Origin of the sequence: Sorangium sp. So ce590 (assembly GCF_051521365.1) — a bacterium.
Classification (GTDB): Bacteria; Myxococcota_A; Polyangia; order Polyangiales; family Polyangiaceae; genus Sorangium.
In genome coordinates, this window is sequence record NZ_CP150346.1 from 11,715,662 (window position 1) to 11,738,337 (window position 22,676).

At 71.1% G+C, this 22,676-nt stretch carries 22 protein-coding genes and 1 pseudogene; 11 read left to right on the forward strand and 12 right to left on the reverse strand.

Annotation, left to right across the window (positions count from 1 at the left end):
- Window positions 1-29: 29 nt before the first annotated feature.
- From WMF28_RS44505 to WMF28_RS44520, 4 genes are all read left to right on the forward strand, one after another.
- On the forward strand, window positions 30-4,001 hold the full coding sequence (locus WMF28_RS44505; RefSeq protein WP_437599850.1) for a kelch repeat-containing protein: 3,972 nt from the start codon (window positions 30-32) through the stop codon (window positions 3,999-4,001).
- 150 nt (window positions 4,002-4,151) lie between these two features.
- Window positions 4,152-5,804: a protein kinase domain-containing protein gene (locus WMF28_RS44510; RefSeq protein ID WP_437599851.1), complete on the forward strand. Its 1,653-nt coding sequence runs from the start codon at window positions 4,152-4,154 to the stop codon at window positions 5,802-5,804.
- A gap of 204 nt (window positions 5,805-6,008) precedes the next feature.
- Entirely contained in the window at window positions 6,009-7,835 is a 1,827-nt protein-coding gene (locus tag WMF28_RS44515) for a vWA domain-containing protein (RefSeq protein ID WP_437599852.1), read from the forward strand.
- Window positions 7,836-7,899: 64 nt separating this feature from the next.
- Window positions 7,900-8,742, forward strand: a complete 843-nt coding sequence (locus WMF28_RS44520) for a hypothetical protein (protein WP_437599853.1) — start codon at window positions 7,900-7,902, stop codon at window positions 8,740-8,742.
- 215 nt (window positions 8,743-8,957) lie between these two features.
- Here the strand turns inward: WMF28_RS44520 and WMF28_RS44525 are convergent, their stop codons facing one another.
- Window positions 8,958-9,392: a YciI family protein gene (locus WMF28_RS44525; RefSeq protein ID WP_437599855.1), complete on the reverse strand. Its 435-nt coding sequence runs from the start codon at window positions 9,390-9,392 to the stop codon at window positions 8,958-8,960.
- 24 nt (window positions 9,393-9,416) lie between these two features.
- Window positions 9,417-10,082, reverse strand: coding sequence for a dihydrofolate reductase family protein (locus WMF28_RS44530; RefSeq protein ID WP_437599856.1), 666 nt, complete (start codon window positions 10,080-10,082; stop codon window positions 9,417-9,419).
- A 392-nt stretch (window positions 10,083-10,474) separates the two neighbouring features.
- Here WMF28_RS44530 and WMF28_RS44535 point away from each other — a divergent pair, with 392 nt between their 5' ends.
- The 3 genes from WMF28_RS44535 (at window position 10,475) to WMF28_RS44545 (ending at window position 12,201) form a co-directional block, all read left to right on the forward strand.
- Entirely contained in the window at window positions 10,475-10,609 is a 135-nt protein-coding gene (locus WMF28_RS44535) for a hypothetical protein (protein ID WP_437599857.1), read from the forward strand.
- A 199-nt stretch (window positions 10,610-10,808) separates the two neighbouring features.
- The gene (locus tag WMF28_RS44540; RefSeq protein WP_437599858.1) at window positions 10,809-11,984 is read left to right on the forward strand and encodes an MFS transporter; all 1,176 of its coding nucleotides are present in this window, start codon (window positions 10,809-10,811) and stop codon (window positions 11,982-11,984) included.
- Between the two features lie 73 nt (window positions 11,985-12,057).
- On the forward strand, window positions 12,058-12,201 hold the full coding sequence (locus WMF28_RS44545; protein WP_437599859.1) for a hypothetical protein: 144 nt from the start codon (window positions 12,058-12,060) through the stop codon (window positions 12,199-12,201).
- A 268-nt stretch (window positions 12,202-12,469) separates the two neighbouring features.
- On the opposite strand, the gene WMF28_RS44550 is transcribed toward WMF28_RS44545, so the two are convergent.
- Window positions 12,470-13,012 carry a cytochrome c3 family protein gene (locus tag WMF28_RS44550; RefSeq protein ID WP_437599860.1) on the reverse strand — a complete coding sequence of 181 codons (543 nt, stop codon included), beginning with the start codon at window positions 13,010-13,012 and terminating at the stop codon, window positions 12,470-12,472.
- 574 nt (window positions 13,013-13,586) lie between these two features.
- Here WMF28_RS44550 and WMF28_RS44555 point away from each other — a divergent pair.
- Window positions 13,587-14,168, forward strand: a complete 582-nt coding sequence (locus tag WMF28_RS44555; RefSeq protein WP_437599861.1) for a hypothetical protein — start codon at window positions 13,587-13,589, stop codon at window positions 14,166-14,168.
- 180 nt (window positions 14,169-14,348) lie between these two features.
- Window positions 14,349-14,501: a sigma factor gene (locus WMF28_RS44560; RefSeq protein WP_437599863.1), complete on the forward strand. Its 153-nt coding sequence runs from the start codon at window positions 14,349-14,351 to the stop codon at window positions 14,499-14,501.
- Here the strand turns inward: WMF28_RS44560 and WMF28_RS44565 are convergent.
- From WMF28_RS44565 to WMF28_RS44575, 3 genes are all read right to left on the reverse strand, one after another.
- Window positions 14,498-15,166 carry a glutathione S-transferase family protein gene (locus WMF28_RS44565; protein WP_437599864.1) on the reverse strand — a complete coding sequence of 223 codons (669 nt, stop codon included), beginning with the start codon at window positions 15,164-15,166 and terminating at the stop codon, window positions 14,498-14,500. The two genes, WMF28_RS44560 and WMF28_RS44565, sit on opposite strands and share 4 nt — an antisense overlap.
- Before the next feature lie 124 nt (window positions 15,167-15,290).
- Window positions 15,291-15,800: an SRPBCC family protein gene (locus WMF28_RS44570; RefSeq protein ID WP_437599865.1), complete on the reverse strand. Its 510-nt coding sequence runs from the start codon at window positions 15,798-15,800 to the stop codon at window positions 15,291-15,293.
- A 10-nt stretch (window positions 15,801-15,810) separates the two neighbouring features.
- Window positions 15,811-16,140, reverse strand: a complete 330-nt coding sequence (locus tag WMF28_RS44575; protein ID WP_437599866.1) for an ArsR/SmtB family transcription factor — start codon at window positions 16,138-16,140, stop codon at window positions 15,811-15,813.
- A 181-nt stretch (window positions 16,141-16,321) separates the two neighbouring features.
- Here WMF28_RS44575 and WMF28_RS44580 point away from each other — a divergent pair.
- Window positions 16,322-16,438: pseudogene (locus tag WMF28_RS44580) on the forward strand (vanillate O-demethylase oxidoreductase VanB); the annotation flags it as partial.
- On the forward strand, window positions 16,422-16,781 hold the full coding sequence (locus WMF28_RS44585; RefSeq protein WP_437599867.1) for an ArsR/SmtB family transcription factor: 360 nt from the start codon (window positions 16,422-16,424) through the stop codon (window positions 16,779-16,781). The pseudogene WMF28_RS44580 and the gene WMF28_RS44585, both read left to right, overlap by 17 nt.
- A gap of 16 nt (window positions 16,782-16,797) precedes the next feature.
- Here the strand turns inward: WMF28_RS44585 and WMF28_RS44590 are convergent, their stop codons facing one another.
- The 6 genes from WMF28_RS44590 to WMF28_RS44615 form a co-directional block, all read right to left on the reverse strand.
- Window positions 16,798-18,090: an aminotransferase class III-fold pyridoxal phosphate-dependent enzyme gene (locus WMF28_RS44590; RefSeq protein ID WP_437599868.1), complete on the reverse strand. Its 1,293-nt coding sequence runs from the start codon at window positions 18,088-18,090 to the stop codon at window positions 16,798-16,800.
- Entirely contained in the window at window positions 18,090-18,563 is a 474-nt protein-coding gene (locus WMF28_RS44595; RefSeq protein WP_437599870.1) for a GNAT family N-acetyltransferase, read from the reverse strand. The genes WMF28_RS44590 and WMF28_RS44595 overlap by 1 nt, the downstream gene beginning before the upstream one ends.
- Window positions 18,560-20,098 (reverse strand): hypothetical protein, encoded by a 1,539-nt coding sequence (locus tag WMF28_RS44600; protein WP_437599871.1) that lies wholly within the window; start codon window positions 20,096-20,098, stop codon window positions 18,560-18,562. The genes WMF28_RS44595 and WMF28_RS44600 overlap by 4 nt, the downstream gene beginning before the upstream one ends.
- Before the next feature lie 8 nt (window positions 20,099-20,106).
- Entirely contained in the window at window positions 20,107-21,099 is a 993-nt protein-coding gene (locus WMF28_RS44605) for an iron-containing redox enzyme family protein (protein ID WP_437599872.1), read from the reverse strand.
- A 17-nt stretch (window positions 21,100-21,116) separates the two neighbouring features.
- Entirely contained in the window at window positions 21,117-22,100 is a 984-nt protein-coding gene (locus WMF28_RS44610) for an iron-containing redox enzyme family protein (protein ID WP_437599873.1), read from the reverse strand.
- Between the two features lie 168 nt (window positions 22,101-22,268).
- Entirely contained in the window at window positions 22,269-22,409 is a 141-nt protein-coding gene (locus WMF28_RS44615; RefSeq protein WP_437604392.1) for a hypothetical protein, read from the reverse strand.
- Window positions 22,410-22,676: the final 267 nt, after the last annotated feature.

The following is a 22,676-nucleotide window of genomic DNA, read 5'->3' on the forward strand; positions in this document are numbered from 1 at the left end:
TCGAGGGCGCCTGCCGGGGGGCCCCTCGCTTGCTCTGGGCCTGCTCGTTCCTCTGCGGTTGCAGCGCCGAGCCGGAGCCTCCTGCGTCCGCCGCCCTGAGCCGCCTGTTCCCGGATCATGCCGCCTCGGTGCTCGCAGGGCGGGCGGCGTTCGTGCCCGACGCGGAGGGGTACCGCCTGAGCGCGGCGGAGGAGACGAGCGGGAGCGCCCCCCGGCTCCACGTCGTGCTCCCCCGCATGGGCAGCGAGCCCATCCGGTTTCGCACGCCGGCCGGCACCGAGGTGAGGGTGCGGGAGCAAGGCGCAGCGGGGGAGGCGATCGCGATGGACAGGGCCGTGGCCTACCGGCGCGCGGGCGGGACGTCGTTCTGGGCCGCGACCGACCACGGCGTAGAGGAGTGGCTCCTGCTCGAGGAGGGCATCGCGCGCGGCGACCACCCGGTGGCGACGTGGCAGGTGGAGGGAGCGACGCCGCGCGCGCGCGGGGCGCTGGTGGAGCTCGTGGGCGAGCCGGGCGGGGTACCTCTGCTGCGCGTCACCGCGCCGCGCGCCTACGCAGCCTCCGGGCGGCCGGTGCCCGTGGCGCTCCGGGTGCGGGGCTCGCGCATCGAGCTGTCGGTCGACGCCGGCGGCGAGGCGGTGCTCGCCGATCCCGTGTGGGAGCCGGCCGGAGCGATGAGCGTCCCGCGCGCCCGGCACACCGCGACGCTGCTGCCGGGCGGCAAGGTCCTGATCGCGGGCGGCTCCAGCATGGTGAGCGCGGATGACAGCGCGGAGCTGTACGACGGCGCTGGCCGGTGGGCGCCTGCGGGATCGATGAACGCCCCGCGCCGGGGTCACTCCGCGACGCTGCTGCCGGGCGGCAAGGTCCTGATCGCGGGAGGGTACACGGATGACGGCCCACCGAGCCGCGCGGAGCTGTACGATCCGATCTCCAATACCTGGGATTCCACGCCTCCGATGGCTGGTCGGCGCTCCTCGCATGCAGCGACGCTGCTGCCGAGCGGCAAGGTCCTGGCGACGGGTGGGTACAGCAGCGGCACGGATCGGGCCCGCGCAGAGCTGTACGACCCGGAGGCGGATACGTGGACGCTCACCGGCTCGATGCAGATCCGGCGCGACGGCCACACAGCGACGCTGCTGCCGAGCGGCCAGGTCCTGATCGCGGGAGGGACGGGCAACGGCTCGTATCTGGCGGATGCAGAGCTGTACGATCCAGAGGCGGAAACGTGGACACCGACGGGCTCGATGCGGGTCGCGCGCTGCTGCCACACAGCGACGCTGCTGCCGAGCGGCAAGGTGCTCGTCGCCGGCGGATACGACGGCGGTGCCGCCCTCGATGGCGCGGAGCTGTACGATCCGGCGTCCGGCGCCTGGGCCGACGCGCGCAGCATGAGCGTGGCCAGCCGCGACCACGAGGCGACGCTGCTGCCGAGCGGCCAGGTCCTGGTGACGGGCGGCGCCGAGATCACCGCAGGGTTCGATAGCGCAGAGCTGTACGACCCGGCGTCCGGCGCCTGGAACTCCACGATCTCGATGGAGTACGCGCGCGTCCACCACACCGCGACGTTGCTCCCGAGCGGCGAGGTCCTGGTGGCCGGAGGCTACGACGATCTCCGGCGCGTCACAGCGAGCGTGGAGCGATTCGCCCCCGTCCTGGGCGACGCGTGCGCCGGTCAAGCGAGCTGCCCCGGCGACCGCTTCTGCGTCGACGGGATCTGCTGCGACGCGCCCTGCCCCTGCGGCATATGCAGCCCCAGGGGCCAGTGCGGCCCCCGGGGCAGCCCGACGAAGGCCGGCATGAGCTGCGCGCCGGCCGCGTGCGCCGACGAGACCCACAGCGTCGCGCCGGCGCTGTGCTCGCTGGCGTCCGCTGCCTGTCCGGAGCCGGAGCGCGTCGACTGCATCGCCTACCGCTGCGATCCGGAGCGCGGCGCTTGCAAGACGGGCTGCGATTCGATCGACGACTGCGCGCCGAACTTCGTTTGCAACCTCCGGAGCCATTGCGTCCGGCCGCCGCCGGCGCCGAGCGCCTCTTCCGGCTGCAGCGCCGCGCCGGGCTCGCCGCCCTCCGTCGCGGCGTGCGCCGCCGGTGCGTTGCTCCTCGCGCTCGGCGCCGCGCGCCGGCGGCGTCGCCGCGCCGCCGGCGCGTTCTTCACCCTCTTCGCACTCGCCGCCGCCTTCGGCGCGGAGGCCGCCGCGCTCGCCCAGCCCGCCGCGGCTCCGGCCCCCCCTGCGCCGTCTCTGGCCGCGCCTCCCGCGGCGCCGCCCGCGGCCGCGCCTCCCGCGGCGCCGCCCGCGGCCGCGTCTCCCGCGGCGCCGCCCGCGGCCGCGTCGCCTCCGGACGTCGCCGAGCCTCCACCCGCCGAAGATCCCGTCGCCGAGGCGCGCGCCCACTTCGAGCGCGGCCTCGATCTCTATCGCCAGGGCGCCTGGGAAGCAGCGCTCGCCGAGTTCCTCGCGTCGCGGCAGCACTATCCGACCTGGAGCGCCACCTCGAGCGCGGCGCTGTGCCTCCAGCAGCTCCGCCGCTACGACGAGGCGCTCGCGCTCTTCGAGATCCTGCTCCGCGACTTCTCGCAGCGGCTGCCGGCGGACACCAGGAACGCCGCGCAGCAGGCCGTCGTGCGGCTGCGCGGGCTGGTCGGCACCGTCGACGTCGCGGACGCCGAGATCGGCGCCTCGATCCTGGTCGACGGCCAGCACCGCGGCGACTACCCGCTGCCCGCCCCGCTGCGCATCGGCGCGGGCAGCCACGTGGTCCGCGTCTACAAGGAGGGCTTCGAGCCGTTCGAGACCCGCGTCGACGTCGCCGGAGGGCAGGTGGTCCGCATCCTGTCGCGCCTCCAGAAGCTCGTGGAGTCGGGGCGCCTGCGCGTCACGGAGCAGAGGGGCGAGGCGCTCGACGTGCTCGTCGACGGCTACACCGTCGGCAAGACGCCGTGGGAGGGGCCGCTCTCGCCCGGCCGGCACACGGTGGAGCTGCGCGGCGCGGGGGATCTCGGGACCATGCCCGCCTCCGTGCTCATCGGGCTGAAGCAGACGACGCCCCTCGCCCTGCGCGCCGAGGAGCTGAGCGCGACGCTCCGGATCGAGCCCACGCCGGTGTGCGCGAGCGTCGCCGTCGACGGCGTGCCGCTCGGCAGCGGCATCTGGGAGGGGCGCCTGAGCCCCGGCCGGCACCGGGTCGAGGTCTCCGCGGGCGGCTTCGTCATCGCGCGGCGCCAGGCGATCCTCGCCCGCGACGCGCGCGTGGTCGTCTCCGTCGCGCTCGAACGCGTCGCGCTCGGGCGCCCGCCGGGGCGGCTCCTCGTCGAGCTCGACGCGGGCCCGGCGTTCCTGCCGACATTCGGCGGCGGCGCCGCGGGCCAGTGCCGGGGGTCCTGCTCGCTGGGGATCGGCGCAGGCGGCCTCGGCGCGGTCCACGCGGGCTACGAGCTCCGGTCCGGCTTCGGCTTCGGCGTGACGACCGGCTACCTCCAGGTGCAACAGACCGTGACCGCCCGGCGCACGTCGCTGGAGATCCAGGATCGCCTGCCGGAGAGCTCCGGCGAAGCCGACGATGCCCTCGCGCTCCGCGGCTTTCTGGCGGGCGGCTGGGCCGGCCTGTCGCTCGGCGACCGCCACCGCTTCTCGGCGCGGCTCGGCGCCGGTGCCCTGCTCGGCACGGTGAGCGACGAGCGCAGCGGCACGTTCACTTCCAGCAGCAGCGTGGAATTCCACCTCGATCCGACGGTGGCGCGGGCCCCCGCGAGGTTCTTCGTGATGTCGCCGGAGGTGCGCGGCGGCCTGCGCCTCGGCGATCACCTCGAGGTGACGGCCGGCCTCGCGGCGGCGGTCCTGGTCCGGCTGAACGAGCCCGTGTGGACCAACCCCCCGGAGGGCGTCTACGGCAGGATCGACGCCGAGCGCGGGTTCTTCGCCAAGTTCGAGGAGGAGGCGCTCGCCGGCGAGGTGATGGTCGCGATCGTGCCCAAGATCGGCGTGCGTTACACGTTCTGACGCGGTGCGCGCGGTCGGCCGGCACCCGGTCGGACCCCGGCGCGTGAGAACGCAAGAATCCAACGGTCGAGCACGGATGCCCCGGATCCGCGGGTCGATGTAGCATCGGGATTGAGACGCCGACTACATCTTCTAGAGTAAACCTTTCTTGTGGACGGCACGACCCTGAACGGCAGGTACACCCTGGTCCGGCTCCTCGGCCGAGGCGGGATGGGGGCTGTCTACGAGGCTGACGACGCGGAGCAGGGGCGCCGCGTCGCCGTGAAGATCATGAACACGGAGATCGTCCGCAGCCGCTCTGCGCTGGAGCGGTTCGAGCGCGAGGCGAGGGCCGCGAGCGCCATCCAGACCGAGCACATCGTCCGCGTGCTCGATACGGGCGTGGATGCGGAGACGGGCTCGCCGTTCCTCGTGATGGAGCTGCTCCGCGGCGAGGACCTCGCGCAGCTCCTCTCGCGCCTCGGCCCGCTGCCCCCGCGGCTCGCGCTCCGGATCGTGGCGCAGGCCTGCGTCGGCCTGCAGAAGGCGCACGACGCCGGCGTCGTGCACCGCGACATCAAGCCCGCCAACCTGTTCCTCGCGCGGCGCGAGGAGGGCGCCGGGCTCATCGTGAAGCTGCTCGACTTCGGCATCGCCAAGATCAAGCCGGCCCACGAGCCGCGCCGGGATACGACGGGGCTCACCCGGTCCGGGAGCATGATCGGGACGCCCCGCTACATGTCCCCGGAGCAGGCGCGGGGCATCAAGGACATCGATCACCGGACCGATCTCTGGGCGCTCGGGATCGTGCTCTATCACGCGCTCGCGGGGCGCACGCCGACCGAGGACATCGAGGCCTTCGGCGATCTCATCGCCACCCTGGTCGCCGAGCTGCCGGCGCCGGTCCAGGCGTTCGCGCCGTGGATCGCCCCCGAGATCGCCGCGATCGTCGACGGCGCGCTCCAGTACCAGCCCGTCGCCCGGTATCCGTGCGCCTCGGTGATGCTCGACGCGATCAGGCCGCTCCTCGGGGACGACCCGCTCTCGCTCGACGAGGGCATGCTGGTCCCGCTCTCGCCGTCGGAGCGCCAGACGGTCGCGTCCAGGTTCGAGCTCCGGGCGGGCCCGCGCGTGCACCGGCGGGGCAGCCCTGCGGTCGCGGCGCCGAGGAGCCCCGCGGGCCGCTGGAGAGACCCGTCGATCGACTACGCGACGGCGCCCGCGCTCGAGACGGGCGAGGCGCCGGGGGGGAGGCAGGGGGCGCCTGCGCCGCGGCGTCCCTGGATCAAGGCGCACGTGGCGGTCGCCGCGCTGCTCGTGGCGGGCCTCGGCTGGGTCGTGACGCACCGTGAGGGCGCCCCGGCGAGCGCGGCCATGACCGGCATGCACCTCGTCTCCCGCGAGCTCTCGACGGCGCTCTCCGCCCTCCCGCGCGCGGCGCCCTCGGCGGCCCCGCACGCGCCCGTCCAGCACCGGGTCGAGCTGGCGATCGTTCCCGCGGACGCCTCGGTGGAGGTCGACGGGGTGCCCGCGCCCCCGAAGGACGGCGCGGTCGAGCTCACGGGCGCGCTCGGGAGCCTCCACAAGGTGCGTGTCTTCAAGGGCCGATCCGAGATCGAGCGCGACGTTTCCATCACCGAGGCGGGCTCGCTCCCCCCGAAGCTGGAGCTGCCGCTTCCCCGGAAGCGCGCTCCGGCGAGGAGACCCCGGCCTGCGGCGACGGTGAGATCGGCCCCTGCCGGCGCACCCGCCGGCGCGCCGAGCGCCGCGCCCGCCGTCACGATCGCGCATGACCCGCTCATGCCCCCGCGCTTCATCGAGTAGCAGGCGACCCCGCGCCCTCGTCCGCCCGAGCGGCGCGGCGGGCCTGTGCGCGATCTCTGCCGAACATCGTTCTTCCGGCGCTGTCTACGCGGATATCCTCGGCGGCATCGCGGCGGCGCCGTCCCGGGAGCGGAGCGACAGAACGGAAGCGGCGCTGGCCCGTCTGACCGAGCACCCGCTCGGTCCGCGGGGAGGGAGAAGATCATGGGCGAACTCGGAATGGCGTGGGCGAAGCGCGCGCTCCTCGGCGGCGGGCTGCTGCTGGGGCTCTCGGCGGGAGGGCTCGCGTGCAGCCCCAGGGGGTCGTCCGATGCACCGGCGCCCTCCGGGCCGTCTCCGGCAACGGCGTCGCTGGAGACCTCGGAGGCGCAGCGCGGCGAGCCGGCCGCGAGGGACAGGCTCGAGGCGGCGCGGGCGCCCGCCGCGCCCGGGGACGTCATGAGGCTCCGGAAGGGGGTCGCTGGCACCGGCGGCCCACCGCCGCCCACCGCCGCGGCGGGAGGGAGCGAGGGCGCGGCCCGCGAGGCTGCCCTCGACCCGAACGGCCGCTTCGCCACCACGTACCGCCCCGGCGGCGGACACCTCGCGGCGTTCGAGTCGGCCGTCGCGCGCGGCATCATCCCGGCCGGCGAGCGCGAGCTCGTGAGCGACGTCGGCGCCCGGTACGCCCCCGCGATCGACGTCCCGAAGGGCGTGACGCTCGCCCTGCGCACCGACCTCGAGCGCGCGAAGGTCCCGCCGGGCGGCGGCCCGGTGCACGTGCGCGTCGCGCTCCGCTCCACGGCGCAGGCGCCCGCGGCGCGGCCGCACCTGTCGGTGCACCTCGTGCTCGACGTGAGCGGATCCATGACGGGCGAGCCGATGGCGCGTGCGCGCGACGCGGCGCAGGCGCTCGTCGACAAGCTCGACGCGAACGACGACTTCTCGCTGGTCACCTTCTCGAGCGACGCCGCGGTCAAGATCCCTGACGGGCCCGTCGGGGCCCGGCGCGCGGCCATCAAGGCCACGATCGCCGGCATCACCGAGGGCGGCGGCACCAACATCGGCCGCGGCCTGGAGCTCGGCTACGCGCAGGCCGCCCGACCGGGCATCCCCGACGGCGCCGTGAAGGTCGTGCTGCTGCTCTCCGACGGGCGCGCGAACGCCGGGATCACGAGCTCGGAGCGGCTGTCCAGGCTCGCGCTCGACGCCTTCCAGGGCGGCGTCCAGACGAGCACCTTCGGGCTCGGCGCCGACTACGACGGCGCGCTCATGAGCGGCATCGCGAGCGACGGGGCCGGCGGGTACTACTACCTGCGCGACCCGGATCAGATCGCCCCGGCGCTCGCGACCGAGCTCGACAAGCGGCTCGATCCGGTCGCGACCGCGGTCGAGCTCCGGGTGCGGCTGAAGCCGGACGTGAAGCTGCTCCAGGTCTACGGATCGCGCCGGCTGAGCGAGGCCGAGGCGGCGCGCGTGCGGGCGATCGAGGTGGCCGCGGACGCGCAGGCGCAGAGGCGGGATCGCATCGCGAAGGACCGCGAGGACGACGCCGAGGGCGGGATGCGGTTCTTCATCCCGGCGTTCTCGCGCGACGACGGCCACGCGCTGCTCCTCAAGCTCGGCCTGCCCGCCGGCGCGGATGCGCGGACCCTCGCGTCGATCGAGCTCAAGTACAAGGATCGGGTCGCGAAGAAGAACGTCGTCGACGAGGCGCCGCTCCGGGTCGCGTATGCGACCGGCGACGCCGACAGCGCCGCGAGCGTCGATCCGTCGGTCGCCCGGACGATCCAGGGCTTCGCCGCCGGCGAGACCCTGTCCGAGGCTGCCCGCCAGATCGCGCTCGGCGATCGCACCCGCGCCGCCGCGCTGCTCTCCGAGCGGGAGGGCATCCTGCGCGCCGCGGCCGGCGCGCTCGGCGAGCCGCTGTTCCTGAAGGACGCGGACCGCCTCGCCCGCCTCCGCAGCCACACGGGCGCCGCGGGCGGCCTGGGGGAGCCGCTTGTGCTCGCGATGCTCCTCGAGACCGCCTCGCGGGCGCACCTCCGCTGAGGGCTGGGCGCATGGCCACGATGCCTCGAGCGCGGCGGGCCACCGGCACCCTGGAGGTGCGGACATGACCCAGACCTTCCCTCTCCGGCGCGACCGCGCGGCGCAGCACGTCGACGTGGCGCCGGGCGGCGAGATCGTCCTTCGCGGCAAGCTCGTTTGCTCGACGGACGCCTCGGTCATCGACGCGGCGACGACGACCTGGCCCGCGGGGGCGCCCGGCGGCGCCTCGGTCGACAGCGGCGGGCTCGTCGACTTCGAGCAGGGCGGCTTTCACGTGACGAGCCGCGATCCGGTGACCCACGAGGTCCACGCCATCGCGACCGGCGATCCGGCGCCCGCGTGCGCGCTGGCGGGCGTGGAGGCGCCGTGCCTTCCGCTGCGGCTGCTGCCGCTCGCGCGCACGCGGCTCCAGACGGCGCAGGAGCTGAGCGGTTGCCTGCATGGGGGCATCACGGTCGAGGTTCCGGACGCGCTGGTCCCGCCCGTTCCGCCCGCGGTCGCCCCTTACGTGCAGGGCGCGGCCGTGCTCCTCGGGCTCGGCGTGCTCGCCTCGGTGGGGTGGGCGGTGCATCGCCGGCGCGCCCGCTCGCCGTTCGGCCAGCTGATCGATCTCGCGAACCGCACGCGGGCCAAGCTGAAGGCCGCTGACCCGGTCGTGGCCGCGCCGCTCGTGCCGGCCGTGGAGGCCGCACTGGGCGCGCTGAAGCGGCGGCGTGTGGACGCCGCCTCGACGGAGGGCAAGCGGGTCGCGGAGGTGCTGCGGCGGGTGGAGCTGCGCCTCGACGCGTCGGCCGTGGAGGCGCGCGCCGACAGGGAGCAGCAGGCGGCGGACGAGCTCGTCCGCGAGATCGAGAGCGCGCTCGAGGCGGCCGACGAGGTGGACGGCGCGCGGCGCGGGGGTGCCTGAGGAGGAAGGCCGACATGACGGCGTCCCCGCCCCGGGGAGGGCGGCATGCCGTGAACCCATCCGGGTCACCTGGCACGTCCACGCGGGAGATGGGTGGCACCCGTCTCCCGGTGGACGTGCCGCCAGGCCTTTCGCCGCCGCGTCCACGTGAGCGCGGCCTGCGCGGCCGAGACACCGAGCTCCTTCGCGAACGCGAGGACCAGCCTGCCTCTCCTTCAGGATTTCCGCTGCCGCTCGATCTCCGCGCGCAGGCGTTGCTCCTGCACGCGCAGCTCCGGCGTGAACTCCTTGCCGAAGTCCTCTGCCTCGAAGATCGGTCGAATCTCGAGCACCCATTCCCCGCTGGGCATGTAGTCGGCGCAGCGCCTGGCCCACTCGACTGCCTCGTCCAGCGACTTCACTTGCCAGATCCAATATCCGCCGACGAGCTCCTTGGTCTCGGCGAAGGGACCGTCGATGAGCGTCTTCTTGCCGCCCGAGATGTGCAGGCGCTTGCCTTTGCTGCTTGGGTGTAGCCCCTCTCCGGCGAGCATGACACCGGCCTTGACGAGCTCCTCTTTGAACTTGCCCATCTCGGCGATGACCTTCTCGTCCGGCATCATTCCCGCCTCGGACTCCTTCGTGGCCTGGACGATCACCAAGACTTTCATAGCGCGCTTCTCCTGGGTGTACGGCTACTTCGTCAGGACGACATGGGTGGCGTGGTCCGTGGAGGCGTGCTCCGTGCACTTGTAGCCGAGGCTCACCGCATCGATGCCGGCGAGGAGGTGCTCGCCCCTGCCCAGAAGCACGGGGGAGATCACGAGGTGGATCTCGTCGATCAGCCCGGCGGTGAGGTACTGGCGAACGGTGGCAACTCCCCCGCCGAGCCGGACGTCCTTGCCCTGAGCCGCCTCCTTTGCGCGGTTCAGCGCGGCATGGATGCCATCGGTGACGAAGTGGAACGTCGTTCCGCCCTCCATCGTGATGGGCGCACGAGCATGGTGCGTGAGCACGAAGACGGGTACGTGGTAGGGCGGGTTCTTGCCCCACCATCCCTTCCAACCATCGTCGGACCAGGGCCCCCGCATCGGCCCGAACATGTTGCGGCCCATGATCCAGGCGCCGATGTTCTCGAAGCCGCGCGCGGCGAAGTCGTCGTCGACTCCTCCTCGGCCGACCTTGTCACCGATCAGCGATCCAGCAAAGTCGGCGCTCATTTTCTGGAACGTCTTCGTGCCCAAGACCCACTGGTGCAGCGCCATCCCTCCGACGCCCATCGGATTGGCCAGATCTTGGTCGGGACCGGCGCCGTAACCATCGATAGCGATTCCAAATGCGTTTACCCGAACCTTTGACATGGGCGTAGCTCCTCTTGCGCAGGCATCGCCTGCGACCGTTGTGACGACCGTCTCCTGGTGAAGCGACGAACGAGCCGGGGCTGGATCGACACGCCGACGAGATTTTTCTTCGCGGGTCGGTCGTCGCACAAAAGTACTGTGTATTCAAATAGTTGGGCGGTCGCGCGTAGGGCGGACCGAGATCGGAGGACCGCGAGCGTCGTGGTTCGGCAGAGGCCGTGGTACGGCGGGAACCCGAGGGGCTGCGAAATCCTAACGCGATCCGAAAGCCAAGCTCCTCGTAGCGGCCGTCCCGCCGGCGAGCGGGCGCGGACGCGATCGAGGGCAGCCTGGAGACGGTCGCCGACTTCGGGGCGCCGGGGCCCGCCGACTGGGAGCTGGAAGTCGGCACGATGTCGGTGTTCACCCACGGGCCGAGCGGCACCAAGATCGCGCTGCCGGTGATCGGCGGGTGGGTGTGCAATCCGGCCGATCCGCGGATCGCCGTCTGCGACGAGCTGATCGTCGAGCTGCGGGCCGGCGGCTGAGCCCGGGTGACACTGGCGTCCTCCGCAGTGACGCGCACGGGCTGATAGCCGAGCAGACACAACAGATCTGCCCATCGAAGGGCCGCCTTCACGCCGGTGGCGGGCCGGTGGAAAAGATGCAATCTCGCCGACGCATGCATCCATTGAGGAAGACGCATCGATCCAGTGCCTGCGGGGTGCCTGCGGAGAGGCCGCCCGCGTGCCGCCGCTCCTGATCCTCACCTACGTGGGGTTCGTGAGCCTCGGCTTGCCCGACGCGGTGCTCGGCGTCGCGTGGCCCTCGCTGCGCACCGCGTTCGCGCTCCCGCAGAGCGCGCTCGGCGCGCTCCTGGTCGGGACGGGCGTGGGGTATTTCTCGTCCAGCTTCGCAGCGAGGAAGCTCGTGGATCGGCTCGGCGTGGGCAAGCTGCTCACGCTGAGCAGCGGGCTCATCACGGTCGCCTTGCTCGGTTACGCGACGACGCCGGTCTGGCCGCTGCTGATCCTCTGCGGGCTGATCGACGGGCTCGGCTCGGGCGCGATCGACGCAGGGCTCAACGCCTACGCGGCGAGCAACTTCTCCGCGCGCCACGTGAACTGGTCGCACGCCTGCTACTGCGTCGGCGCGGCGCTCGGGCCGCTCATCGCGACGGTGGCCCTCGCGACCACCGGCTCATGGCGCTCGGGCTACGCGATCATCGGCGCGATCATGTTGCTCCTGACCACGGCCTTCGCCGTGGTCAAGGGATCGTTCCGCGCGCGGGCGGCGGCCGCCGAAGGCCCGCAGGAGTCGCCGGGCGCTCCCGTCCCGCTCGGCGCGGCGCTGCGGCAGCGCCGCGTGTGGCTGCAGATCGCGGTGTTCTTCCTCTGCACGGGCCTCGAGTTGATGCTCGGGCAGTGGAGCTTCACGCTCAACACCGAGGCGCGCGGCGTCGCGGCGGAGACGGCTGGGGTGTGGGCGGGCGCCTACTGGGGCAGCATCGGCGTCGGGCGCGTCGTGCTCGGCCTGGCGGTCGATCGGGTGGGCGCGGACCGGCTCCTCCGCATGGCCACGCTGACGGCGCTGCTCGGAAGCGTGCTGTTCGCGATCGACCCGGCCTGGCCAGGGGCCGCGGGGCTCATGCTGGCGGGGCTCGGCCTCGCGCCGATCTACCCGACGCTGATGTCCCGCACCCCGGCTCGGCTGGGCCCCTACACCGCGCCCGCGATCGGGTTCCAGGCGAGCGCGGCCATGGTCGGCGGCGCGATCCTGCCGAGCATCGGCGGCGTGCTCGTCGCGCGTGTGGGGCTCCCGTCGATCGGGACGCTCGCGGTGGTCACGGCCGCGGGCCTGTGGCTGCTGCACGAGATGCTCGTCCGGTCGACGCCCCCTCAGGGCACGAGCGACGGCGCGTAGGCGCTGCGCGAGCGCCACAGGCCGCTTGCCCCCACCACGCCGCTCGCCTCACCCGCGAGGATGGCGAGAGCGCGTGAATGCCGGCATCCCGGCGTACATCAGCGGCGGTGGTGGATCGCGGCCGGAGCGCTTCGATCAGCTCGGGCGGCACTTTCTGGTCGTGGACGCGGACCCGGCGGCGCAGACGCTCGGGGTGTGGGTGGTGCGGGAGGATTGACCGGTCGCTCGTAGTCGTACTCCCCGTGACCGGCGTTCATGTGATCTGGCTCCCTTGGCAGGTGGGTGATGTGTCTCCCGCTGTAGTGGACTGTTCGACAAGCCTTTCAACATGATCCTCGCACGGAATTTTCACATCCGCGGCCGAGATCGGCCTGGATCGAGCAGCTACGTCCCGCGAATATGTTAAAAGACTCGTCGAACGCTTCACTGGGGCGCGGGAGCGCCGCTGGCAAGGCTGGAGGCGAGGGGCGTCCCTCGGGAGCCCGTCAGTTGCCGACGGCCCACGCGGAGAGGAAAGCGGGCTGGAATGGCTCGCCGTGGCACGACGCGCAGTTGTGTACCTGGCCGTCGGTGCGCTCGAGCTTGGCGATGAAATTGTCCTGCATCCAGGTGGCGAGCGCAGCGTCGTCTCGGACCAGGAACTCCTTCTTGCCCTGATGGCACGAGTCGCAGAAGAGGAATTTCCCATCCCGGAGGCGGCGGCCGTGGACCCACTGGTCCCACATGCCGATGACGACGCGCTCCACCTCCGGGGGAATCGCGTAATAGGGCAACGAATGGCAGTCCTCGCACGTCACGCCCAGCGACTTCGTGAACAGCTCCATGACCGGGGTGGCGGCGGCCAGGAGCTCCGCCTCGCCCGCGGACTCCTTGGGCACCCAGACCTGCTGGGCGAGGGCCTCCCACGTGGGTGGGTCCTCCGTGTCGATGCCGGCCGCCGCCAGGTCCGCCTCCAGGGCCGAGGCGACGATGGGCGGGGTTGCGCCGGCCGGGGGGTGTCGTCCTCGACGTCGTCCGGATCGGAGCACGCCCCTGCCGGGATCGCGAGCGGGCGACCCGGAACGTCGGTGGGCTCGCCGAGCGCGGCGAGGAAGCGCGCGATGCTCCTTGGCTCGGTGATCATGGCGACGATGCCTTCATCCTGCCGTTACAGGTCGGGCACGCGAGCACGTCGATCGCGAACGTGCGGCGCAGCGACGAGAACCGGTACAGCTCTCGCACGGCGGCCGAGCATGAGAGAGAAGTAGCCAGGAGGATCTCGGCTAGAGCACTGATCAGCTTGAAACGTCCGGGAATGAAGAGATTTGAACCACAGAGACACGGAGGACATAGAGGAACAAAAATGAAAAACTCTGTGCCCTCTGTGGTTCATTTTTCTCGGCGGTTTCAACCTGTTCGGTGTCCTAGCCATCACGTGTGAACGCAACGCCGTCTGCCGTGGCGCCGATCCTCTTTCCGCAAGGGCCAGCGCGGAAGCTGCCGCGGCGCCCTGCGGCAGCGATCGCCGCTGGCGTGCAGAGGAACGGCGTTGCGCCGACGTTCTCCTGGTCAGGACACAATCCGTTTGAGGCGTTCCTGTAGCGGCCTGTAAAGGAGCAACCCATGGCAGTCGCGCAGCAGCATGCGGGTCAGCAGAGTCTGCTCACCGATGATTTTCTCTACTTCGTCCTGAGGCTCCGAAAGTCCCGTATCCGCCAGGTGGCGGACCGCGTGCGGCGCATGTATCCGGACGAGTCACCCGAGCAGCAGGCGCGCCACCTGGTCGGATCGACCGCGGCGATCGCGTTCGCCGCGGGCGGCGTCGTCCATACGCCCGCCATCATCCCCGGGTTCGGCGTCATGTACGAAGGCCTGGGGTTCGTCGCCGGCACATCCATCCTCACCAGGATGCACCTTTACCTGATCCTCGAGATAGCGCTGCTCTTCGGGAAGGACATCGACGAATCCGACCGCGTGAAGGAGATCGCGGCCGTGGTGGCGACTTGCGCTGCCAGCGCCGCCGCTCCGATGGCTGTCCTCGTGGCGACGATGAACCCGGCCTTCGCCGTGGCGACAGGGGCGCTCGCCGCGACCGCCGCGACCCGGGCGATCGGGGAATCGGCGATCCGCCGCTACAAGAGCTCGACGGCGCCCGAGGCGGCGGCGGTCCCCGCGCCCGCGGTCGGCGGGCGTCAAGACGGCTGATCTCGCCGGGTTGCCCGGCTCCATGAGCCCTTCCGGGTCGGGTTGAAGGACGTGCCCGCCGCTCCGCCTGGGGTGGCCGCCGAGCTCCCGCGCGGTCGGGACCTTTCGCGGGGGTCGCCGTGTCCTTGGATCGTCCGGGGAACGAGGCGGCGTGAAGCCTCCCCGCTCTCCCCCCAGCCCATGCCCACGTTTCCCCATACCTCGTTCGTCGATCGGCTCCTCGCCGAGCTCCCGTGCCTCCTGCGCGCGGCGCGTCGCCTGACGCGCTCGGAGCAGGACGCCGAGGATCTGGCGCAGGCGACGGTCGTGCGCGTGATCGAGCGGTGGGGCTAATCGCGATCGGTCGGCGCGCCGCCCGGGAAGTAGTGGCGATAGGGGCGGCCGCCCTCCACAGCGCGATCGACGGACGGGCGCTCGCGCAGGCGGCGGTAGTAGGCGCGGAGGTTGGGGCGGTCGTCGAAGGGGTGGACCCAGTCGGCGTAGAACAGCGACGGGGCGGCGGCGCAGTCGGCGAGGGTAAAGGCGTTGCCCGTCGCCCAGGTGCGGCCGGCGAGCTGGCCGTCGAGCCAGGCGTAGACCTTGTCCAGGGCGGCGCGGGCCTGAACCTCCCCGTACTCATCGCGCGGGTTGGACTGCATCTGGCGGATGCGGTTGTTCACGATCACCTGCATCGTATTCATGACGTAGTTGTCGAAGATGCGGTCGAACATCCGCACCTGGAGTGCGGCGGCCGGATCGGGCGGGATCAGGCGGGCAGGATCCGGATGCGCCTGGTCGAGCCACTCGACCACGATGGTCGCCTCCCACAGGGTGAGGTCGCCGACCCTGAGCACCGGGAACTTGCCGAGCGGCCAGCGCGCCGCCAGCTCGGCGCCGGCCTGCGGGTTGGAAGGCTCCAGCAGGCGCAGCTCGAAAGGGACGTCCTTTTCATGGAAGGCGATGAAGGCCTTCTGGGAGTAGGACGAGAAGGGGTGGGCGTAGAGGATCGGTATCGTCATGGTGGCCTTATTGCTTCGCGTGTCTGCGAGCGGTTCGTGTCTGCAAGCGGTCATGGTCCGGCGAGACCGTCGAGCGTTCCATCGGAGCGCCCGAAATTTTCACGAAATCAGCCGGATCGATGTTCTAGCCGGGCCTCTGCGCGCCCCTCGCCAGCTCCTCGCCGAGCGCGTCCAGCATCTGGAGCCAGCTCGGGTGCGCGCCGGTCCGGCGAGCGAGCGCCTCGCTCACGTTCTGCTCGAGCCTCACCAGCGTCCGCCCGTTTCGCTCGATGAAGGTGATCGACACGAGCGTCTCCTCGGGCCAGTCCCGATCGTGCCCCTGGCTCGCGGAGGAGACGGGATTCCCGTTCGCGTCAGCGATCCGCATGGTGAACGCGAGCCGCTCCGGCCGCACGACCTCGCGGTAGACACCGACGGTCCAGCAATCGCCGAACTGCGGGTTGTGGATGCACGAGTGGAAGCCTCCTCCCGGTCGGACGTCGATCCGCGCGAAGCGGATGGTGCACCCCCGCGGCGCGAACCAGCGCGCCAGCAGGTCGGGGTTCGTCCACGCATCGAACACCACGTCGCGCGGAAAATCAAACGTGCGCTCGATGAGGACCGTGGGCTCATGAGGGGTTTGAGAAAATTGCATCGTGACGTGATCACCCTTTCTTTGGCGGATGCAGCTCGTGCAGGAGGTCGTCCAGGCGGCAGAACGCCTCCTCCCAGTGCTGCCGGTACTGCTCGACCCAGATCGCCACCTCCTGCATCGGCGCGGGATTGAGCTGGCAAACGTGCTGCCGTCCGTCGCGCCGCTTCTCGATCAGACCCGCTCGTTCCAGGGTTGCCAGGTGCTTGGAGATGGCCTGTTGCGAGATCTGAAACGGCTGCGCCAGCTCGTGCACCGACGCAGGCCCCGCCTTGAGCCGCACGAGGATCGCGCGCCGGGTGGCGTCGCTCAGGGCGGCCAGGGTCGTGTTCAACGAATCCACAACCATATGGTTGTGGATTGGCTCCCGGAAGTCAAGCGAAGGTCGAAGACCTCGAGAACCTCGCGAGGCGGATGACCCCCTGGAGGCGTCGTCGGACGCGAAGCTGGCGCTCGCCTGCCTCGCTGGCGCCGAACGCCACGGTCGCGCTGTGCGGACGATGTGCAATCACATGGTTGCACATGTGGAGTCCGGCTTCGACCGTGTCCCAGCGCATCGACGCGAGCGCGCGTTCCGCATGAACGAGGGGGGATGGGCCGGTCAGGCCGAGAACCTCGCGAAGTATGTCGAAGGCACCTGAACAGGCGGTCGCTGACGTCTTCTTCGCCCTCGGCGACGGGACACGGCTGTCGGTGGTGACCCGGCTCGGGGCCGGAGGGGCGCTGTCGGCGACCGCGCTCTCCGACGGAGCGAAGGTGACGCGACAGGCGATCGTGAAGCACCTTCGGGTGCTCGAGGGCGCGGGCCTCGTGACGCACGAGCGGCGCGGGCGCGAGGTCCTGTACGCGCTCGAGCCGCGGCGGATCGAGGAAGCCCGAGTGTTCCTCGACGGCATCTCCGCAGGCTGGGATCGCGCGCTCGAGCGGCTGCGCCGGATGGTCGAGGAGCCGTCGCCTCCGCCGAGGAGACGGGAAATGCGATAGGGGAGCGGCTTAGAGGTTAACGCTCCTCCGCGTCGTCGACCTCGACAAGCTCGTGCATCACCTCGCGGAGGCGATCGAGGAACAGGTCGACCTCCGCCTCCGAGATCGTGAGCGGTGGGGTGAGCTTGAGGTACGAGGGCGCGTGGGCCGCGACGGTGACGATCACCCCGCGCTCGCGCAGCGCCTGGCAGAAGGCGAGCGCGCCGAGCGCGTCGTCCGGCTGCTCGACGCCGGCGATGCCGACCCCGAGGAGCAGCCCGCGCCCGCGCACGTCGCAGACGGCGATCTCCTCGTCCTGCAGCCGGCGCAGCCCGGACGCCAGGCGCTCGCCGAGGACGGCCGCGCGCTCGACGAGCCCCTCCCGGGCGATGACGTCCAGCGTGCAGAGCCCCGCCGTCACGGCCGCCGCGTTCGCCGAGAACGTCGAGCCGTGGATGTTCACGTGCCCCTTCGGGCCGTAGGCCGCGTGGAACACGTCGTCGGTCATCAGCACGGCGGAGAGCGGGATCACGCCGCCCGTCAGCCCCTTCGAGGTCACCACGATGTCGGGGCGCAGCCCGGGCGCGACGCCCTGGAACGCGAACCAGGCGCCCGTGCGCCCGAGGCCGGTGAGCACCTCGTCGAGGATCAGGAGCGCGCCGTGGCGCCGGCACAGCCGCTCCAGCGCGCCGAGCGCGTCGCCCGACAAGGCGCGCGCCCCGCCGACGCCCTGCACCACCTCCACGACGACGGCGGCGACGCCCCCCTCCTCCAGCAGGCGCTCCACCGCCGCGAGATCCCCGAAGGGCGCGAGCCGCCCGAGGCGAGGGGCGTGCTCCAGCGGACCCCGCCACGGACCGCCGCCCATGAGGCCCAGCGCCCCGAGCGTCAAGCCGTGGTATCCGCCCTCGAAGCTGATGAACGCGGCGCGCCCGGTCCGGATCATCGCGAGCTTCATCGCGGCCTCGATCCCCTCGGCGCCGCTGTTGCCGAAGTACACCTTCTGCAGATCGGCGCCGGCGAGGGCGCACAGCCGCCCGGCGAGCGCCCCGACGTCGGCGGGGATCCCGAACGGCATCGTGCACGGGCGCCCCGACGCGAGGAGCGCCGACAGCGCCGCGTCCAGGTCTCTCGAGTGGTGCCCGAGCGCCACCGCGCCGAAGCAGCCGGACATGTCGAGGAACCGGCGCCCCGAGGCATCCACGAGGAAGCTCCCGCGCGCCTCGACGAACTCCTCGGTCCAGCCGAGCGCCTCGAAGCCTTCCACCCGGTAGGGGTTGACGTGGGCGCGGTAGGACTCGACGCGATCCTGGCGAGGGGGCAGGAGCATCAGCGCCTCTCGCCCCCGCGGCGGTAGACCTCGGGATCGTAGAGCTCCATGAAGATCTCCGGCCGCTTCAGGAAAGTCCACCCGAGCTTCACGTAGAGCCAGGGCGCCGTGCTCGTCGCGAGCAACCACCGCCGGAAGCCCTGCAGATCGGGGTGCGCCATCACCGACTCCGTCAGCCAGCGACCGAGCTTTCGCCCGCGGTACGCCTCGATCACGAAGACATCGGCGAGGTAGCCGAAGGTCGTGTAATCGGTCGTCACGCGGGCGAAGCCGATCTGGCGATCGCCGTGGTAGAGGCCGAAGGGGAGCGAGCTCTCGATCGAGCGTACGACGAGATCGCGCGCGATGCCGGCGGCCCATGACGAGGTCACGAGGAAGCCGTGAATCGTGTCGATGTCCAGCCGACGCCGGTCCGTGCTGATGAGGAATTCGCCCTGCCGCCACTCCGCCAGGTGGTCCGTCCCTTCGCTCATCCCGGGAGCTCCTCCGCCGTCGGCGCCCGCGAGCGCCACGGATCGGACGCGCCGTACTGATCCAGCAGATCGTCCCAGGCGCGGTAGTTGAGCTCGAGCAGCAGCAGCATGAAGTCGATCGCGGCCGACTGCGCTCCTTCGGACACGGACGCCACGTCGGCCATGAACAGCCGGGACAGGCTCGTGTGGTTGTACTCCTCGTTGAGCGCCGCGTGCCGACCTGCCCCGTCGTCGAAGCGCTCCCCCTCTCCCGTCAGCCGGCGCAGCGGGCTGTCCAGCGGCGGCGCGACGCCGAGCAGCCCCTCCGTGATGAAGAGCGACACGAAGTACCCGACGGCATCGACCTCGGCCAGGTGCGTGAAGGCGTCGACGTACGCGACATGCAGCGGGAGCGGCTCGCTGTCGACGATCTGCTCGTGGGTGAGGCCGAGGCTGCGGCAGCTCTGGTACTCGAACGCTTCGTGCCCGACCTCCTCCGCGTAGTACTTGAACATCCGTCGCCGGAGCGGCGGCGCGAGGCGCTTCGCCATCATCGGCGTGAGGATCTCGACGAAGCGCAAGGTGACGTGGTACTCTTGGAGATAGCAGCCCTGCGCGAGGGCGCGCGGCGCGCCGGGCTCGCTGACCGCCGCGAGGAAACGCGGCGTGCCGATCCGGCTCGACGCCTCGGCGACCACCCGCTCGACATCCACCATGAAGACGAGCCCCGACTTGCGGCCGTCCGGGCGGAACGCCGCGCGGCAGAAGCGGCCAGCGTCGCCGCCGGTGCTGCGGACCAGGAAGGTCGCCAGGCAGTCGACGTGCACGCGGGTATCCCGCGACGCATAGACGCCGCCCGAGAGCTCTTCCTGGACGCGGCGGGCGAAGGCCCGCCCCCCCTCGCGGCCGGGCAGGCCGAGCCGCCCGGCGACGTCGAGCAGGAGGAGGTAGCTCGCAACGAGCGAGGCCGGCGCGCTGCGGCGCTCGTACATCGCCTGGATCATCGCCACCTGGAGGTAGAAGTTGTCGAGCGCGAGCACCGCCGCGAGCGGCGCCGCCTCGCCGGGGGGCGCCAGAGGCGCGAGGTCGGGGAACGACGTCCTCGTCAGGTCGAGGAGGAGCCCCTCCGCGTGCCCGAGCATCCGACCGACGCCCTCGCGGAGCGCCGCGACCGCGGCGTCGGGCGTGCGGGCGAGCACCCAGGCGGCGGCCCGGGCGATCGCGCCGTCGAGCGCGCGGCGCTCCCGCTCCGGCACGTCGGCCGCGTGCGCGCCCTTGGACGCGTCTCGCAGGAGCCCGAGGTAATCCATCTGCTGCAGGAGCTCCGCCCACGCGCGCGCGCCGCCCTCGCCGCGCACCTCCTGCCAGAGCGCGGCGCCCGGGCTGCGGAGCGACTCGAGCCGCCCGGCCGTCTCCTCGTCGGCGCCCCCCTCGCGCTCGATGACGTACTCCCCGTTCGCTGCCTCCACGATGAGCTCGCCGCTCCCGGCGTCGAGGCGGATCGCGCGGACATCGAGGTAGGGCTGCTCGTACTTCTGGATGCTCCAAGCCTCCATGGGTCCTCTCAATCGAAGCAGCGAGGGATCGTGCCCCCGGCCTTGCCGTAGTGGTCGATGATCTGCCGCTCCATCAGGAGGAGCGACTCCACGAGGATGCAGATGTGGCGCTTCACGACGTGCTGCTCCTCCTCGGAGATGCACGGGACGTCGGCGAAGAGCAGCTCGCTGATGTGGTCGTGCTCGCCCTCCTCGTTGATGGAGGCGTGCTCGAAGATCGGGTCGTAGAACTCCTTCGGGAGGCCGAGCGCGTCGCACCGCGCCTTGAAGGCGGCGTTGAAATCGCCGTCGGGCTCCTCGAAGAGGAAGAGGGCCGCCTTGAACGTCATGGGGTGAAGGCGCGCGTACACGCCGAGGGAGCAGCACACGGAGAAGGTCATCGGCAACGGCACCAGCCGATCGAGCTCTGACCGGCCGACGCCCACCGCGGCGAGCGAGCGCTCGAGCAGGACGTCGTGGTTCAGCTCCGAGACGAAGAACCCCTGGAGGATCTCGCGCGTCTTGCGGCTCTCGTGGTGTGACAGGGAGGGGGCGAGCAGGCCGGGGCACATCCGCACGATGTGGTAGTACTCCAGCGCATAGCCGATGAGCTGCTCGCGGCCGATGGTGCCGCTCAGCAGGCCCTGGTAGTAAGGGCGCGTGTTGTACCTGCGCTTGACGCGCTCGATGAGGCGCCCGAGCTCCCGGTAGAACTGCGACCCCCGCTTCGCCTCCACGGGCTTCAAGGATGTCTCCGTGAGCAGGCTGAAGCGGTCGAGATCGCGGCAGATCGTGCCCACCTCGTCGGCCAGGGACGGCAGCTTCCGCGACAGCTCGTCGAGCGAGTGCCCCCCGGCCCGGAGCATCTCGAGCAGGAGCAGCGCGTCGGACCGCGTCTCCGGCGCGAGCTCTATCTCGTACTCCTGCTCGCGGTAGCGCAGGACGCACCTCGCGTCGTTCACCTGGATGCTGACGTTGGCGCGCAGGCGCGGCTTTTCGAAGAAGTCGGTCGTTACGGTCATGGCAGACTCTCCCACGATCAGAGGGTCGACATCCTGCGAACCAGATTGGTCGTCGTAGAGTAGAAGCTCCAGATGGACGAGTAGAAGTCGTCGTACATCTCCACGAACAGGCGCATCTGCCGCCGCATCCGCGCCATCGTCTCGTCGTCGATGAAGGGGATCTCCGCGAAGATGAGCCGCGTCAGGTTCCCGTGCTCCGCCTTGCGGTTGATGTCCGAGTGCTGCCGCATCGGGCCGATGAACCCGGGGGGGAGCTCGTTCTTTTCGCACGCCTCGATGAAGAGATCGACCTCCGGATCCTTGCCCTCGAGGACACCCAGCGTCGCGAAGAAGAAGAGTGGATCGCAGCTCGCCCAGTAGGAGAGCGCGTTGCAGAGGGCCAGCGTCTCGGGCAGAGGCAGCGAGTCGTCCGCGTCGGCGCGGCTGACGCCGATGGCGTTGAGCGCCCGCAGCACGAGCTCGTCGTGGCCGTACTCGCTGCAATAAAACTCGTTCATCAGGTGCCGCGCCCGGGCGCTGGGGACGAACGGCAGGACAGGAGAGTCGAAGAGGCTCTCCCGGAAGAGGAAGTGGTAATTCTCGATGGCGAGGCCGTAGAAGACGCTCTTCGGGCACTTCCCGGGCTCGCCGAGGACGCTCGTCCAGAAGATGTTGCGGTTGATGCTCTTCTCCATGAGCTCGCTGGAGAGATCCTCGAGCTCGAGCAGCGCCTGCGTGCCCGAGCGGATCTTCACCCGGCCGGCGTCGTCGAGCAGCCGGTAGCGGTCGAGATCTTCGAGGAACGTCTTCAGCCGCTGCCGCTGACCCGCATCGAGCTCCCGCTGGATGTCGCTCAGCTTTCGCGTCCCGTCGAGATAGGTGAGGAAGCTCTTGAGCTCCTCCGCGGACGAGCCCTCGGGCTCGATGGCGAACTCCAGGCCATCCCGCACGAGGACGATCTCTTTGCCCTGTGAAGCGACCTCACAGGCCAGGCGGGGCTGCAAATCCGATGACTCCAACATGACCCAATCTCCTTCGGCAGCGTCGAAAAGAGTCCCGGAGCCCTGCGGGCAGCAACGCTCCGGGACGCTCGTGCGACGCAGAGCGCGCTTGAAGTCACGGGACGGCCGCGCGACCTGGGTCGCGCTCGCGATCACGGGACCACCGCGCGATCCGCGTCGCGCTTGCGATCACAGGTGGACCGCGACGACCGGGCCGGCCATGACGCCCGTCTTCAGGCGGATCTTCATGGCGCGCTTCTCGTTCGTCGCCTCTTCCTTCTTGGGCTGCTCCTGCTGCTCGGCGACCTTGTTCTCGACCTTGTTCTCCATACATTGCCTCCTTGTGACTGCATTAGGCAGCTGTGCCCCGGGACGTGCGGGCACGCACAAAGCGATCACCCATGTCAGGAGCGACGTCAAGCGTCCATCAATCGCGCTCATGTCATTGCCTGTCCGATCACGGTGTCTTACGGTGTCATACCGAGATCGCGCGCCGGCTGCCTGCGTCCACGGAGAAAAGTACCATTGCATCGCCGTGTCGTTTCGTTTTCTTGCGTGTCTCGCGTTGACCTCGACGCAGCGTGACTGGATGTTTAT

Bases quoted from the DNA above. Each gene is read 5' to 3' on its own strand.
- WMF28_RS44515 (WP_437599852.1), top strand. From the start codon at position 6,009: ATGGGCGAACTCGGAATGGCGTGGGCGAAGCGCGCGCTCCTCGGCGGC.
- WMF28_RS44520 (WP_437599853.1), top strand. From the start codon at position 7,900: ATGACCCAGACCTTCCCTCTCCGGCGCGACCGCGCGGCGCAGCACGTC.
- WMF28_RS44525 (WP_437599855.1), bottom strand. From the start codon at position 9,392: ATGAAAGTCTTGGTGATCGTCCAGGCCACGAAGGAGTCCGAGGCGGGA.
- WMF28_RS44530 (WP_437599856.1), bottom strand. From the start codon at position 10,082: ATGTCAAAGGTTCGGGTAAACGCATTTGGAATCGCTATCGATGGTTAC.
- WMF28_RS44535 (WP_437599857.1), top strand. From the start codon at position 10,475: ATGTCGGTGTTCACCCACGGGCCGAGCGGCACCAAGATCGCGCTGCCG.
- WMF28_RS44555 (WP_437599861.1), top strand. From the start codon at position 13,587: ATGGCAGTCGCGCAGCAGCATGCGGGTCAGCAGAGTCTGCTCACCGAT.
- WMF28_RS44560 (WP_437599863.1), top strand. From the start codon at position 14,349: ATGCCCACGTTTCCCCATACCTCGTTCGTCGATCGGCTCCTCGCCGAG.
- WMF28_RS44565 (WP_437599864.1), bottom strand. From the start codon at position 15,166: ATGACGATACCGATCCTCTACGCCCACCCCTTCTCGTCCTACTCCCAG.
- WMF28_RS44570 (WP_437599865.1), bottom strand. From the start codon at position 15,800: ATGCAATTTTCTCAAACCCCTCATGAGCCCACGGTCCTCATCGAGCGC.
- WMF28_RS44585 (WP_437599867.1), top strand. From the start codon at position 16,422: ATGTCGAAGGCACCTGAACAGGCGGTCGCTGACGTCTTCTTCGCCCTC.
- WMF28_RS44590 (WP_437599868.1), bottom strand. From the start codon at position 18,090: ATGCTCCTGCCCCCTCGCCAGGATCGCGTCGAGTCCTACCGCGCCCAC.
- WMF28_RS44595 (WP_437599870.1), bottom strand. From the start codon at position 18,563: ATGAGCGAAGGGACGGACCACCTGGCGGAGTGGCGGCAGGGCGAATTC.
- WMF28_RS44600 (WP_437599871.1), bottom strand. From the start codon at position 20,098: ATGGAGGCTTGGAGCATCCAGAAGTACGAGCAGCCCTACCTCGATGTC.
- WMF28_RS44605 (WP_437599872.1), bottom strand. From the start codon at position 21,099: ATGACCGTAACGACCGACTTCTTCGAAAAGCCGCGCCTGCGCGCCAAC.
- WMF28_RS44610 (WP_437599873.1), bottom strand. From the start codon at position 22,100: ATGTTGGAGTCATCGGATTTGCAGCCCCGCCTGGCCTGTGAGGTCGCT.
- WMF28_RS44615 (WP_437604392.1), bottom strand. From the start codon at position 22,409: ATGGAGAACAAGGTCGAGAACAAGGTCGCCGAGCAGCAGGAGCAGCCC.